Raw genomic sequence first — 14,141 nt, forward strand, 5'->3', positions numbered from 1 at the left:
TTATTTTATAGAAATTCCTCCATCAACAATTAAATCTATACCTGTGATCCACGAAGATGCATCGGACAATAAATAAACCGCAGAATAAGCAACATCTTCCGGAAGCCCATAACGCTTCAACGGATAACGTTCCATATCTTCTTTCAGTTGTTCTTCTGAAATAGTTCCACGATGGACCATAGGAGTATCAACCATTCCCGGACAAATACTATTTACCCTAACTTTTCTCGAAGCAAATTCTTTTGCACAAAACTTCATGATCGAATTTAATGCAGCTTTAGACGCTCCATAAATAGAGTTGCCACCGCTGAATATTCGAGTACCACCTAAGGAGGCTAAAATTACCACCGATGCCATTTTATTAAATTTCTTTCCTTTATACAACAAACGAAGTAATTCTACAGGACTAAAAAAATTAACATCAAAGATTCCATCAAATTTTTCTCTAGATGCAAATTGATATGGCAAAGTTACCCCCCTACCAGCACAAAGAACAAGCCCATCAATTTTTACTATTTTACTCAACAAACCATTCATTTCTTCCATATTAAGTAAATCCGCAATAATACACTGATGTGCCCTCTCTTTTCCACTTAATTGGGCAAATGTATCATTCAATCTTGCTTCGTCACGAGCTGATATAATCAATGTAGCTCCCATATTAGAACATTCAATAGCTATAGCTCTTCCTATCCCAGACGATGCTCCAGTGACAAGTATCGTCTTGTTCTCTAATGAAAAAGGATTTTTCATCTTACAATTCTACTAAATCAGATATGATCAATTGTCGAGTCTCAAAGGCAACGGTTCCCCATGAAAGACCTACCCCAAAACCACAACAAACAAACTTCGTCAACTTATTCTCAACCTTACCTTTTAATTGCGTCACTATAGTCAAAGGAATTGAGGCCGAAGATGTGTTACCAAAATCTATCAAGCTATAAGGAACTTGCTCACTATTCAATTGTAATTTTTTCCTTATAGCTTCGTTCATCTTTATATTTGCCTGATGCAATAAAAGATAGTCACATTTTTTATAATCAAAGGCAAAATGCTCCCCCAAACGTTTTATTGATTTTGGAGCTGTAGTTATACCAAAAGCAAACACATCCAAACCATTCATTCTGGTCTGTAAACGATGTCTCTTACGTCCATCTTCACATTCAATCAAATCTAAAGATCTTTCTGTTAATTGGTTTCGGGTTCCTCCCTCAGGCTTTATAATGGCATCATATTCAGTTCCATCCGTACCGAGTTCAAATCTATAACTCCCTACACAATCACAGTATTCTAATGCCGTTACAGTTCCAGCAAAACCAAACAACTGGTCTGGTTCCTCATAGGCTTGCTTTCTTGCATCGCCAACCATAAGTAGTGCTTTCTTTATATTTCCTCCATTCATTAAACTCATTAATGTAGAAAGACCATACACCCATCCCGAGCATCCTAACGAAATATCCAAAGAAAAACACTCTTTTTTAAATCCCATCTTCCCCTGTAATACACAAGATGTTGCAGGTAGAATATAATCAGGTGTTTGAGACACAAAAATTAAAGCATCAATTTCATTTTTATTCCATTTTAAGTCATCCAATAAACGTTCCGCCGCTGCTTGACATAAATCAGAAGTAGTAAAATCGTTTGAATATCTTTTTTCTTTTACCCCTGTTGATTCTATGAAACTCTCTGCTTCATACTTAGAAGTGGTGGAGACTGTTTTCTCCACATGTTTAGGGACGCCTGCACTTATTCCAGCTATACTAATATTTCTAAACTCCAAATAAGCCATTACAATTTATTTTTTACCACATTAAACAAATCTTCGATAGTATCAGCATTTCTAACATCATCCCCCTTCAATGTAACATCATATTCTTCATCTACCATAGCTATAACAGACAAAGCTATCAAAGAAGACCATTCATCCAAATTCTTGAACTCCATCTCTGCAGTAAAAACAGAAACATCTGTTTCATCAAATTGTGTTGCAAATTTCTCAATAAAATCGATTAATTCCATAATTGTATATTTATAAATTAATATTTAAATAATTTAGCTGGATTTCCTATATACAGATTTCCATCTTTTGTCTTACGCATCAAAACACTACCCGCTCCAACACGTACTTTATTTCCAATATATATTTTCTGTAAAACGATAGAACCTACACCAAAAAGATTTTCGTCTCCAATATGGACTTCGCCAGAAATACGAGTACCAGGCATAAAAGTATTGTAAGAGCCTATCTCGTCATCATGTCCCAACACAGCACCTCCATTAAAGATGTTAAAATCCTGAATCCGAACATTACATGAAAAGAAAGTTCCCAAGATAATATTTCCCTTACCCAAAAAATAATTATTAGGATCAGCACATCTGAAATCTAAAACAAAATTTGGAAAGTCTACCAAGTTATTATGTATTTTTTCCAAAATTATTTTTCTAATAGAAGAAGTAGCTATTGCTATTAAAATAGCTATAGGAGAGTTCCATCTATTCAACTCTTCAATCCCCCCTAAGATTTCACCATATTGGTTATGAGCACCTTTATCTATCCCGTCATCAAAAAAGCCCAAAAAATTCCACACTGTTTCTTGAGAATTAAGCCGCTGTATGGCACAAGCCATTTCTCTTCCAAATCCACCTGCGCCATAAATTGCAATATCTTTCATACAACTAATTATTTCCTGTGAAAGGCTCCATCGTGATTGAATTATTAGAACTAATTCCTTCACGAATAAAAACCTTTTTTATTGTTAATAGAACAATTTTCAAATCAAGTAAAAAAGAGCAATGATCCACATACCACACATCCAGTTCAAATTTCTTTGTCCATGAAATGCCATTACGACCATTTACCTGAGCCCAACCTGTAATTCCAGGCCGAACATAATGCCTCCGAGCTTGTTGCTTATTATATAAAGGAAGATATTGAGGTAATAAAGGTCGTGGTCCAATTAACGACATGTCCCCCATTAACACATTGATTAATTGTGGTAACTCATCTACAGAAACAGAACGAATGAACTTACCAACTTTAGTTAATCTTTTTTCATCAGGCAACAAGTTTCCCTGTTGATCCAACTCATCTGTCATCGTTTTAAACTTAATAACTTTGAATATCTTTCCATTCTTTCCTGGACGTTCTTGAAAGAAAAACACTCCTGAACCTTTATTTGTAAAATAGAGCAAAAAAATCACCCCCAATAAAACAGGCAAAATAATCAATAAAATAACAATAACTATAGCAACATCTATAGAACGTTTAATATAATTACGATACATATTGTTCTGCATTTTTATAGGTATAATTCAATGAGGCTTTCAAGGAGTTATTGGAGTAAACTTTCCAAAGTTCACTATCAGCCTTCAACTTTTTTATAAAATCAGCCATAGAAGAAACATCATTTTTTGAAAAACATCTTCCACAATGATATTCCTTTACCAAAAGTGCCAATTCCGATTCATCGGGTGCTATACACAATAAAGGACTACCTATGCCAAGCAAATTATAAGTCTTACTTGGAACACTGGCTAAAGCTGTTTCGTCAGTCAATGTTATAATTGAAATATCAGCTGCACTCAATGAATATTTTAAACATTTCGAGTCTTGCCATGATAAAAAACAACAATTTTTCAACGCTTTTTCCTTTACACATAACATTAACTCATTCTTTTTCAAGCCCTCTCCAATTATAAGAAAGACAATATCTTCATCTGTTCTAAGTACTTCAGCTATTTCAATAATAGACTCCACATTATGTGTAAATCCTATATTTCCAGAATACATCACAACAAATTTACTAAATAAATTATGCTCCCTAATAAATGGATTTTTCGCTTTATCAATCCTTTGCAAAGACTCTATTCCCGCCCAATTAGGAATTACTTCTATTTTATTTTCATCACAATATTCTAAAAGCAAAGTCGCCATTCCATTACTCAATGTATACACTTTATCAGCAGCTCTATATATCCGTTTATTAATTTTAACCCACACTTTATACATCCAAGAAGATTTATATATTCCAATATTATTCAGCGCATTCGGATATACATCATAAACAATAATGGAATACTGACATTTAAGAATCAGTGATGGGAAATAAGACATAGGAGGATTTGTAACATAAATAATTTTATAATGCCTGTACTTCCAAAGTAACAAGAAAAAAATTTGTAATGTAGCTATCAACCATGTAAGCGCACGCATGAAAAAAGAAGAACGAATATAAACAGCTATTTTGTGTATTTTAACAGATTTGTTCAATTCTCTGTCTTGCGTATTATAACTTCCTGTTAGCAAAACAACATCAGAATATTTTTGAGCATAAGCATTCACAATATCAACCATCAAATATCCCGCTGACTGATTTATCAGAAGTACTCGATCTTGAATCCTTTTTTGTATTTTCATCTTCTCCATAATAACATCCGATAACCAACTTGTATCAAAAAGTAAAACCGATACCACAGTTTTGTAAGCAAACAAGCACTGCTTCTCTCCGATGTAGGCGAAGCATTACCTCCGTGTCGCCTATACAACAACAAAACATCATCCACAAAAATGGATTTATAAAAAGCTTCAGCACATAATCCAATCCAAATATCATGCATCGCAATCTTTTTAGGGAATGGCAAAATGATATCTAATACTTTTTTCTTAAAAGCCATACAACATCCTAAATAATGATTGTCATAGAGGTTATTAAAAAAACCTTTTCGAGTATTTACCGATAGAAAAAAAGAATCTTTGATTATATTGAGTTCTTTGTCTACAATAGAACAATTACTAACCACCACATCATATTGGTGAAAATAAGAAGTCATTATTTTCACTTTATTAGGAAGCCATACATCATCTTGGTCTGACAAAAAAATAACATCACCAGTTGCATGCTTTAACGCATTCTCGAAATTTCTAATAGGAGATCCATACCTAATGCCCGAAAAGATCTTAATTCTCTTATCATTAAGTGTTTCAACTATTTCCAAGGTTTTATCTGTAGAGCAATCATCTGAAACTATTAATTCATCATATTCCGAAAGTTGAGCAAGTATTGATTTTATTTGTTGCTCTATAAAAAGCTGCCCATTATATGATGCAAGACAAACTGATATTTTCATCACTATTTTTTACGTAATAGATAAAGAGCGATACAATTGAGAATAACACAAGCCGGATGCATTAAAAGAGGATTACCCGCAGAAGGGAATAAATATCCCATACAACCTAAAGAAAGTGAAGAATTAAAAACATTTTTTCTATGATAAACGTTTAAACTAGCTTTAAACAATACATACGCCCAATTGAAGAAAAGTACGCAAGCAAAAATTCCGAACTTATGAATAAGATTTATATAAGATAATTCAAAGCCGTATTCAGCTTCATCACTCCGAGAAAAATTAGGTATTATAGCACCAAGTCCTTTCCCCAAAATAGTAATATCATCTACTATATATGTCAATTGCAAATAACGTAACGCATTTGATGAATCCTCGCTATCAAACATCTTTGTGACAATATTAGAATAATCGAAGACTACCAAAACACCAATGACTAATAAAATGAAAACAATAAAAAGAAAAAAACTTGGCGACATCTTTCCCGAAACCATTTTCTTACCATACAACAAGACCGGTAATACTAAAAAATAAAATACTCCAGAAAGCATAAAGCCTTTCGATGCTGTAGCAAAATACAAAATAAATGTTGTCAACAAGAACAACCATATATAATTTCTGGATTTAATGCCTTCAAACAAAAATAAGTTTTTCTCTGACTTACCAATTAATAGATACATAAATGAAAGAACCCATATAGTAAAGCCAACCGTTAATCCTGTAAAATAAGCTCTCAACTGCCCTGTACTAGACCCTTGATTTATCTCACCGAGAAAGTTATTTAAAAATGAACTATCAATACCTATGATGTCAAAAATATAATATACACTTGCAATGGTGGAAGTAGATATAGTAGCAACTAATAATATTTTTACCAAACTAGAAACCGAAACCTTAAACAAAACAAGAAAATAATACAAGATATAGCAAAACATTCCAGCAAAATTAGCTATGATATACTCGCTTTTATTTCCATTAAAAAAGCCTATCACAATACCATAAATCCATATCAAGAAAAAACTGAATGGTATAAAATCAATTTCTTTTCTATAACTGATCTTACTTTTAGTACAAAATAAATATATTAGTGATCCCACAAAAGCTATAGCTAATAAAATATAGCAGACAGCTGTAGAGAGATTTAGACCTAAAATAAGAAATAATATAATTAAAAACAGATTCTTCATTCGACCATTAATGTAGCTCAATTATCACTAACCATCCTTATTATAAACGCCACAAACAAATTTCTTAATCTAAAAGTCAACTATTATAAAATATTCTCAAATTCTTATAACTTCCTATTACAACCAACAGAAGAAAAGAAAACAAGAATAAACAGAGTATTGCAAATGAGGGAATATCCATATAATAATCAAGACAAAAGAAAATAGGAAATATCAGTATAAAATTAGGATATATACAAAACTGAACTAAAAAATATCTAAGCGTATTTTTCTTTTTTACTTCCTGAACGCTTCCTTCTTCATTAAGATAAGTTTCAAACGAAATATAATTCCTGATAACAAGCTCCAGCGAAATAAAGGTAATAAAACAGAAAGATACGAGCAAACTATCATACTTGTCTAACTGAATATAAGAAATCCATAAAGCAAGGTTCATCAAAGGATGACAAATTAAATGTGCCAAATAATCAAACTCCTTTCCATATTTTGAAAAACATTTTGTTACCCTGGCCACTTCTCCGTCACTGCAATCCAAAATATACCACATATAAAAAAAGAAAATTCCAGCTAACTTAGCTATTCCCCATGGTAACGCAAACAAAACAGCACCCACACACCCACTCAATATCATTAACAAAGTGATAGAATTAGGTCTTACTTTCTTTGCTATAAAAAATAATGAAAGGAAAGGAGATACAGACATGCAAATCAAATCGGCAATAGATCTTGTTCTAAAATCTTGTATAGGAGAATACTTCCTGATATCTAAATAATTCATCTTCATATTTATTAAATATTATAATATCCGTTTCATTGTTTCGAGAAATAGCTCATCTTTTTTCCAATACAAACCTCCAATATAGATTATCGTACAACAAACTACAGATAAAAGAACTAACATAAATCCAGATACGTTAACAAAGTAGCTAAGAATCCATATCACCGGAATGAAGATTAGTGATAAACCCAAATACAACAAATTTTCCTTTTTAAAGATATGCAATGATAAATGCAATGCCTTTTTAACATATATCAAACAAAAACACTGAAACAATATTTCACACAATACAGTTGTAGTGATTGCTATAAAAGGAGTAAAATGCTTCAGAAAAACAAAATTCAATATTACATTAAGAACCCCACAAAAAAGATTCATTACCAATAAAATCCGTTCTTTTCTATGCAAAAAGATTACTTGATTATAGAGAATTGCCTCTACAGCCAGAATGATTATTCTCAAAGAAAAAACTTTAAAACAAGGCACAGCACTTAAATATTGTTCACCTGCAAAAAGAAGTACAATTTGTTCTGAAAGCATAAACATACCTATGGAAACAGGTAAAACCAGAAGCAACATTAGCCGAATTAGTTTTCTCACACTACTTATATATAAGTCTTTATTAGTTTCCAAATACGAAGATAAACGAGGTAATGTCACAAACACAATCGATAACAATAAGACTTTAATAGCTTCTGCTACCTTTTGGCCAAGACTATAATAAGCTACATCTTTAGCTTCCGAATATATGCCCAACATTGTTCTATCAGCCATCGTGTATAATACATTAGTATTATTCAAAACCAAAATCAATAATAGCGGAATAACGTATACTCTAACATCTATTTTTTTTACGCTACTAATTATATTTCTACCAATACGGTTTTGAGCTTTTATAAAACTAACTATATTATTAAGAAAAAGAGTCCCAACAATAATCAAAACATAAACTAAATAATCGGCAGCCCCACGTACTAACAAGACAATAAACACAACGCTTATCAACCTTATTATTACAGTCTTTATTGTTATAAATCTAAAATCTTCAAAAGCCTCATGCATCCACTCTATATAAAAGATTTGAGCTATAAGATTAAAGCCCAAAATATACATTATATAACGAATATTCGGTTCTTTAATAAAAATCAACACGAATATTTCATATAGAACAAAAAACAGTATGTTACTAATAAAACCTATATAAAATAAGTTCGAACATATTACTCCAACTTTTTCTCTATCATTTCTATTTATACTAATTTCTCTCAAACCATAATTATATATTCCAAGCAACCCCAATAATCCAAAATAAGTATACAAAGTCGTGCCATATTCAACGTCTCCGACTTTTTCCGGCCCTAAAACCCGATAAACATAAGGTAATATCAGAAAAGGAATAAGTATGTTAAATACGCTAAGCGTACTTTTTGCCAATAAATTTTTTAGAACAGATTGCCCCATCAATAATTATAAGTTCAACAAAATTCCTACCAATTTATCATTTTCCTCTTTTCCCCTCACAGCTATACGAACATAGCTTCGACCATTAAAAGCCTTTTTCGTGCTACAGTCCTTTATCAATATATCATTTTCACAAAGTAAGATGCGAGTTAATTCAGATGAGGTATATTTATTCGTAACTTCACATAAAAAGTAATTTGCTTGAGAAGGAATCACACGAAGAAAACTAATTCTCTGCAAAGACTTAAAGAAACGAGAACGTTCTGCTACAAACTTTTCACAAGCCATCTTATAATCTGATTCATACTTGCCGAATATCTGCATATAGAATTCAGCAAACGAATTAATATTCCATATTGCTACATTCGTCTTCATCCAAGAAATCAATTCTATATCTGAGGTAGCAAGCACTCCTAAACGAAGTCCTGGAACTCCATAGGACTTAGATATGCTTTTCATTACAATCAGATTAGGATATGATTCTAACAGCTCATTATAAAGCAGACTACTATTTAAACCATCCATTGCAAAATCGACAAAAGACTCATCAACTATCAAATGGATATTTCTCCTTTTAGCCCAAAAAGCCAATTCCAAAAGATCTGTTTTAGAAATAAAATTACCAGAAGGGTTGTCCGGATTAACCAACAATAAAGAAGAAATATCTTTATGCTCAAAATAGAGTTGAATATCCTCTACTGTATAAGAGAAATCAGTATTATCAGGAATATAAGAAATTATAGTTCGGCTCTCTCGCCTATTTGGATATTCTTCAAAAGTAGGATAAATAACTCCCAAATTGCCATCTAAATATGACATTAAACTTTTTATAAGCTCAGCTGCACCATTTCCAACACAAATATATTCCTTTTTTACACCAAAATATTTGCTCGCCAATAGGCTATTAACTCCCATTCCTGAGGGATATTCAGTCAATAATGTATCAAAATTGGCTTTCATCTCCTCTCGCATTTTCCGAGATGGGAAATAGGGATTTACTAAATAGCAAAAATCAAGCAAACCAGGAAAACGCCAATAACCTCCAAAACGTTTTTGATAAAGAGACAACTTACCAGAAGAGTCAGCAAAAAGAGTTTCAGCAATATCCAAATCCTGAACATCGTCTATTTCATACCATTTTTCACCAGTTAAAGGTAACGCTTTTAAGTCCGTATTATCAAGTAAAGTAATCACACGCAACACTTGCTCATAATACTCATTATTTCCCCAAGCTATAGAATAAGCCTCAAGAAAAGGAACATATTTACTCCTCGAAAACTCCTTGCTAAATTTGTAAACATTGACCGTTTTATAGTATGAACTTACATCACTATACTTGAAAGTTTTTTTAGGTACAAAGTTTACAATATTATTTTCCTCATCCAAATGAACCATTGTCCCGTCCATCCACGTTTCATATTTATCAACCAATGCTACATTAGGATCAGGACTATTCAGTATCATATCAAATAATGAATCTTCAAAAATAAGATCCGATTCGATCAATAATGTATCATCTTCTTGAAGTTGCTGTTTCGCTAATGAAAGTGAATAAATATTATTTGTAGTATTGTATATTGAATTTTCAATATATTCTATAGCCAGTCCTTTATACTCCTGCCCAATATAATCACGAAGCTTCTTTCCTTCATAACCTATTACAATTATTACTTTCACCAATGAAAATCTCGACAGTTGAGTCAACAATCGATCTATAAGAGGAACTCCATTAACTTTCACCATACACTTAGTATTGTCCTTGGTCAGATCTCCAAGACGTTTACCCATTCCGGCAGCCAATATAATCGCTTGCATTCTTTCTAATCTTGTTAGCGGGAGCTGTCAAAAGTCTTTTCACTATAGACCACACAGAAGCCACAGATCATCAAAACAGATAATCAATAACTTAAAAGTCATTCTATGTTACTCTGTGTCCTCTGTAGTGAGTTTCGACACACTCTCATTCTTTTTAAAGTTTATTAATTTTAATTTCTATCATCATTTGGAGTAGATTCTCATAATCACGACGTCCCGATACGTTTTTATTGTCAATACCCGCCTTAGAGCATATCTTGTTTATCATAATAATCAAATAACCAGGCGGCATCTTTTAAGGCTGAATGACAAGAATCCTTCTCTGACAAAATGACTTCCTCCATTGGTATTTTCCAATCAATACCTAAATCTGGATCATCCCAAGCAATAGCTCCTTCACACTGAGGAGCATAAAAATTATCGCATTTATATTGAAAAACCACTTCTTCACTTAAAACAGAAAAGCCATGAGCAAAGCCACGGGGAATAAAAAACTGACGATGATTATCCTCTGTCAATTCAACCGAAATATGTTTTCCAAATGTGGGAGAGCCTTTGCGGATATCGACAGCTACATCAAGAACAGCGCCTTTCACAACCCGGACCAACTTACTTTGTGCAAAAGGTGGTTTCTGAAAATGCAGACCACGAATCACTCCATAACTCGACTTAGATTCATTATCCTGGACAAACATCGTTTTACAAACTTTCTCTATAAACACATTTTGATTAAAAGATTCAAAGAAATAACCGCGTTCATCACGAAACAAACGAGGTTCAATAATCACAACACTCTTTATATCAGTTTCTATTATATTCATTATTGGTCTGCAGCTAATTCATCAATTACTTTCAAAAGGTACTGCCCATATTGGTTTTTCAACATAGGCTGAGCCAATTTCTTCATTTTATCAGAATTAATCCACCCTTGACGAAGTGCAATGCCTTCCAGACATGCTATTTTCAACCCTTGACGTTTCTCAATCACTTCGATAAAGGTACTTGCTTCACTCAAAGAGTCGTGCGTACCTGTATCCAGCCAAGCAAAACCACGTCCTAAAATCTGCACTTTCAATTGTTCTTTTTTCAGAAAATACTGATTCACAGTTGTAATTTCCAACTCACCACGGGCAGAAGGTTTTATGTTCTTAGCAACTTCCACAACCTTATTAGGATAAAAATAAAGTCCAACAACGGCATAATTGCTTTTAGGCACTTTCGGCTTTTCTTCAATGGAAAGACAATTACCTCTTTTATCAAACTCCGCAACCCCATAACGCTCCGGATCATTCACCCAATAACCAAACACTGTTGCCTTTTGCTTTTCATCAGCAACACGGACTGCCTCTTTTAACATAGCCGAAAAGCCATTACCATGAAAAATATTATCACCCAAGACTAAACATACAGAATCATCACCTATAAATTCCTCTCCTATAATAAATGCCTGTGCCAAGCCGTCAGGAGAAGGTTGTTCAGCGTACTCAAAACGTACTCCAAAGTCAGAACCGTCACCCAGCAAACGTTGAAAGCCGGGTAAATCGTATGGAGTGGAGATAATCAATATTTCACGAATCCCCGCCAACATGAGTACAGAGATAGGATAATAGATCATCGGCTTATCAAATATCGGAAGCAACTGCTTACTGACTCCTTTGGTGATCGGATATAAGCGAGTGCCCGAACCACCGGCCAAGACAATACCTTTCATCAATATACTTATTAAAATTAAATTACTAGATCGAAATCATTCCACCTCACTCCAAGGATACGGATTCTCTTGTACATCCTTCAGGCGTTCCATCACCTCACGCTCCTCTTCCGACAACTCTCTGTCCTGCCACGTATCGATGATAGCCTGAGCTTCCCTGGCCAATTCCTCATCGAAAACCTCTCCGTAACAATAAACCAGCAGTTGGACTTTCAACAGAGAGGCAGGCAGATGTTCCAATACATCCCAGCAACGATCCAGAATATGCTGAATACGTTCCTCCTTGTCACCGTTATTATAGAGAGTCGCATTATATCCCATCAGGAGCGACAGACACAACCGGGCCTCTTCTTCATGACTATTGCCATGCTTGTCGTACAAGGCATTAGCCAGAGAAAAAACATCACGATTCAGACGGGTGAATTGATCACTGTAGATCGGCCGACCGTCCATGCCTAAGTAGCAAAGTTCATGGGCAGAAGCATAAAGAGCGGAGATTTCTGATTCTAAATAGTTCATATCTTGTTATGTTATTTTTCGGTAACAGGTTCGACCAATGAAGGATGGACAAAAGTGGTGGCGACAGCCATGACTCCTTCAATGGTGACTACGACACGACGGTCATTGCGGACACGGACAAACTCGCCCTCCACCCCCTCGAAAAGCCCTCCGGTGATACGCACACGGGTACCCTTGCGGATGTTCAACTCAGAAGGTTCGAAATAAAGCAGGGATTCATCATAATTCGCAGAGACAGCCATGAAATTACGCATTTGAGAATCAGGAACAATGATGGGACGATGGTATTCACGGTCCATAATGTAACGGATAGGAAGCGTGGTGCCCTTGCTTTCTTTGATGGCATCGATACAACTACGCGAGGAACGGACAAAAACCAGATTATGGACCGCAGGAACAAGCTTACGGACCCGACGCTCGTTTTTAATGGTATATTCGTAGTGCATGGGAATGAAATTCTCTATCCCCTCCGAATTGAGGTACTCCTGCAAAGCCAGTTCACGCCCGTAAGTGATACGCAAAGCATACCAGTTCAAAGCGGAAGAAGACAGGAGGGATTGAGAACGCTCCATCGAAGATTCGATAGATACGGATGTTGTCATGTCGTTCACGTCAGGATGTTCTTTGGGGACACCGGAGTAGCGAAGCATACCTCCCGGTCAAGTTATGTAATGCGGATTTTAATGAAAAATTCAGTGCATCCATGTTATTTAATGACCCTCCACTATCACAGAAGGAGAGGCAGAAAATAGTTATTTATTATAATAGCCTTTAAACGAGGGTATTGAAAACAAAAAGTGTTTCAATAGACGTTCGTTTAAAAACACATGATTTTTGTATATAAATCAGAAGAGAACAGAAAACAAAATCAGACAGATAATAAACTGTTTTTTGTTAATTCATAAATACCTGTGGTTTAAGATATTGGGATAACAATCAAAAGAGAAAAATCATTTTTTTTATTAAACATTTTGTAGTTCTAAAAATACCCCCTATCTTTGCGTTCAATTAAACGAACGTCTATTGAAACACTCACTTTTTCAATTAATATCATACTATATAACAAATAGTTATCTAATCAGAAGCGTTCATTTTCTCTTTAATTCCATCTTTACTTGCCTACCGATAGATTCCTTTCTACCTTTGCAACAAATTAACAACATTTAATTATTAACAAAATAAAAGAAATTATGGACAAAGAAAAAGGATTATTTCAGATTGCGGACAAAAGTGTAAAAAAACGCCATTAACAAAGCACAACAATCTAATACTGAAATAGTTAAAGAATCAAGAGGTAGAAAAGAAGGAAAACCAATAGAAGGAATTACTTCGCACAAAGCAGAGCTTATCAGAGCGTTGATAGAATCCTACATAGAGGATGCGAACATACAAAATATCAATACATGTCAGGCTTCACTCGCACGCTACATCAATGAAAAAAGACTAATCGGAAATATTAGAAACGGAGTATTTAAACCACTATCCATCAGTTCAATATTGGTCTACATCAGCAGCATTTGGGAAGAAGTGGAAAAGGATAGACAGC

The 14,141-nt window shown here is 34.1% G+C and carries 15 protein-coding genes; all 15 read right to left on the reverse strand.

The window, feature by feature from the left end:
- The 15 genes from QK890_RS04965 to upfY all read right to left on the reverse strand — a co-directional run bounded on the left by QK890_RS04965 (position 1) and on the right by upfY (position 13,167).
- Positions 1 to 753, reverse strand: coding sequence for an SDR family NAD(P)-dependent oxidoreductase (locus QK890_RS04965; RefSeq protein ID WP_005809372.1), 753 nt, complete (start codon positions 751 to 753; stop codon positions 1 to 3).
- A gap of 1 nt (position 754) precedes the next feature.
- Positions 755 to 1,789, reverse strand: a complete 1,035-nt coding sequence (locus tag QK890_RS04970; protein ID WP_005809374.1) for a 3-oxoacyl-ACP synthase III family protein — start codon at positions 1,787 to 1,789, stop codon at positions 755 to 757.
- Positions 1,789 to 2,019 (reverse strand): hypothetical protein, encoded by a 231-nt coding sequence (locus QK890_RS04975; protein ID WP_005809376.1) that lies wholly within the window; start codon positions 2,017 to 2,019, stop codon positions 1,789 to 1,791. Before QK890_RS04975 ends, QK890_RS04970 begins: the two co-directional genes overlap by 1 nt.
- A gap of 17 nt (positions 2,020 to 2,036) precedes the next feature.
- Positions 2,037 to 2,672, reverse strand: coding sequence for a serine O-acetyltransferase (locus QK890_RS04980; protein WP_005809379.1), 636 nt, complete (start codon positions 2,670 to 2,672; stop codon positions 2,037 to 2,039).
- Between the two features lie 4 nt (positions 2,673 to 2,676).
- Positions 2,677 to 3,285, reverse strand: a complete 609-nt coding sequence (locus tag QK890_RS04985; protein WP_005809381.1) for a sugar transferase — start codon at positions 3,283 to 3,285, stop codon at positions 2,677 to 2,679.
- Entirely contained in the window at positions 3,275 to 4,426 is a 1,152-nt protein-coding gene (locus QK890_RS04990; protein WP_229067055.1) for a glycosyltransferase family 4 protein, read from the reverse strand. Before QK890_RS04990 ends, QK890_RS04985 begins: the two co-directional genes overlap by 11 nt.
- The gene (locus tag QK890_RS04995) at positions 4,414 to 5,127 is read right to left on the reverse strand and encodes a glycosyltransferase family 2 protein (protein ID WP_032533050.1); all 714 of its coding nucleotides are present in this window, start codon (positions 5,125 to 5,127) and stop codon (positions 4,414 to 4,416) included. The genes QK890_RS04990 and QK890_RS04995 overlap by 13 nt, the downstream gene beginning before the upstream one ends.
- 2 nt (positions 5,128 to 5,129) lie before the next feature.
- Complete coding sequence (locus tag QK890_RS05000; protein ID WP_005809388.1) at positions 5,130 to 6,311, reverse strand: hypothetical protein; 1,182 nt, start codon at positions 6,309 to 6,311, stop codon at positions 5,130 to 5,132.
- A 76-nt stretch (positions 6,312 to 6,387) separates the two neighbouring features.
- Positions 6,388 to 7,095, reverse strand: coding sequence for a CDP-alcohol phosphatidyltransferase family protein (locus QK890_RS05005; RefSeq protein WP_005809390.1), 708 nt, complete (start codon positions 7,093 to 7,095; stop codon positions 6,388 to 6,390).
- Between the two features lie 12 nt (positions 7,096 to 7,107).
- Positions 7,108 to 8,550 (reverse strand): flippase, encoded by a 1,443-nt coding sequence (locus QK890_RS05010; protein WP_005809392.1) that lies wholly within the window; start codon positions 8,548 to 8,550, stop codon positions 7,108 to 7,110.
- A gap of 6 nt (positions 8,551 to 8,556) precedes the next feature.
- Entirely contained in the window at positions 8,557 to 10,365 is a 1,809-nt protein-coding gene (locus QK890_RS05015; protein WP_005809395.1) for an aminotransferase class I/II-fold pyridoxal phosphate-dependent enzyme, read from the reverse strand.
- Positions 10,366 to 10,610: 245 nt separating this feature from the next.
- The gene (rfbC, locus tag QK890_RS05020; RefSeq protein ID WP_005809399.1) at positions 10,611 to 11,186 is read right to left on the reverse strand and encodes a dTDP-4-dehydrorhamnose 3,5-epimerase; all 576 of its coding nucleotides are present in this window, start codon (positions 11,184 to 11,186) and stop codon (positions 10,611 to 10,613) included.
- On the reverse strand, positions 11,186 to 12,076 hold the full coding sequence (gene rfbA, locus QK890_RS05025; RefSeq protein ID WP_005809401.1) for a glucose-1-phosphate thymidylyltransferase RfbA: 891 nt from the start codon (positions 12,074 to 12,076) through the stop codon (positions 11,186 to 11,188). Before rfbA ends, rfbC begins: the two co-directional genes overlap by 1 nt.
- A 36-nt stretch (positions 12,077 to 12,112) precedes the next feature.
- Positions 12,113 to 12,595: a UpxZ family transcription anti-terminator antagonist gene (locus QK890_RS05030; RefSeq protein WP_005809403.1), complete on the reverse strand. Its 483-nt coding sequence runs from the start codon at positions 12,593 to 12,595 to the stop codon at positions 12,113 to 12,115.
- A gap of 11 nt (positions 12,596 to 12,606) precedes the next feature.
- Positions 12,607 to 13,167 (reverse strand): capsular polysaccharide transcription antiterminator UpfY, encoded by a 561-nt coding sequence (gene upfY, locus QK890_RS05035; protein WP_080594406.1) that lies wholly within the window; start codon positions 13,165 to 13,167, stop codon positions 12,607 to 12,609.
- Between the last annotated feature and the right edge of the window lie 974 nt (positions 13,168 to 14,141).

The organism is Bacteroides sp. NGMCC 1.200775, from assembly GCF_040798045.1.
In the GTDB taxonomy this organism is placed as follows: Bacteria; Bacteroidota; Bacteroidia; order Bacteroidales; family Bacteroidaceae; genus Bacteroides; species Bacteroides hominis.

Bases quoted from the DNA above. Each gene is read 5' to 3' on its own strand.
- QK890_RS04965 (WP_005809372.1), bottom strand. From the start codon at position 753: ATGAAAAATCCTTTTTCATTAGAGAACAAGACGATACTTGTCACTGGA.
- QK890_RS04970 (WP_005809374.1), bottom strand. From the start codon at position 1,789: ATGGCTTATTTGGAGTTTAGAAATATTAGTATAGCTGGAATAAGTGCA.
- QK890_RS04975 (WP_005809376.1), bottom strand. From the start codon at position 2,019: ATGGAATTAATCGATTTTATTGAGAAATTTGCAACACAATTTGATGAA.
- QK890_RS04980 (WP_005809379.1), bottom strand. From the start codon at position 2,672: ATGAAAGATATTGCAATTTATGGCGCAGGTGGATTTGGAAGAGAAATG.
- QK890_RS04985 (WP_005809381.1), bottom strand. From the start codon at position 3,285: ATGTATCGTAATTATATTAAACGTTCTATAGATGTTGCTATAGTTATT.
- QK890_RS04990 (WP_229067055.1), bottom strand. From the start codon at position 4,426: ATGGAGAAGATGAAAATACAAAAAAGGATTCAAGATCGAGTACTTCTG.
- QK890_RS04995 (WP_032533050.1), bottom strand. From the start codon at position 5,127: ATGAAAATATCAGTTTGTCTTGCATCATATAATGGGCAGCTTTTTATA.
- QK890_RS05000 (WP_005809388.1), bottom strand. From the start codon at position 6,311: ATGAAGAATCTGTTTTTAATTATATTATTTCTTATTTTAGGTCTAAAT.
- QK890_RS05005 (WP_005809390.1), bottom strand. From the start codon at position 7,095: ATGAAGATGAATTATTTAGATATCAGGAAGTATTCTCCTATACAAGAT.
- QK890_RS05010 (WP_005809392.1), bottom strand. From the start codon at position 8,550: ATGGGGCAATCTGTTCTAAAAAATTTATTGGCAAAAAGTACGCTTAGC.
- QK890_RS05015 (WP_005809395.1), bottom strand. From the start codon at position 10,365: ATGCAAGCGATTATATTGGCTGCCGGAATGGGTAAACGTCTTGGAGAT.
- rfbC (WP_005809399.1), bottom strand. From the start codon at position 11,186: ATGAATATAATAGAAACTGATATAAAGAGTGTTGTGATTATTGAACCT.
- rfbA (WP_005809401.1), bottom strand. From the start codon at position 12,076: ATGAAAGGTATTGTCTTGGCCGGTGGTTCGGGCACTCGCTTATATCCG.
- QK890_RS05030 (WP_005809403.1), bottom strand. From the start codon at position 12,595: ATGAACTATTTAGAATCAGAAATCTCCGCTCTTTATGCTTCTGCCCAT.
- upfY (WP_080594406.1), bottom strand. From the start codon at position 13,167: ATGGAGCGTTCTCAATCCCTCCTGTCTTCTTCCGCTTTGAACTGGTAT.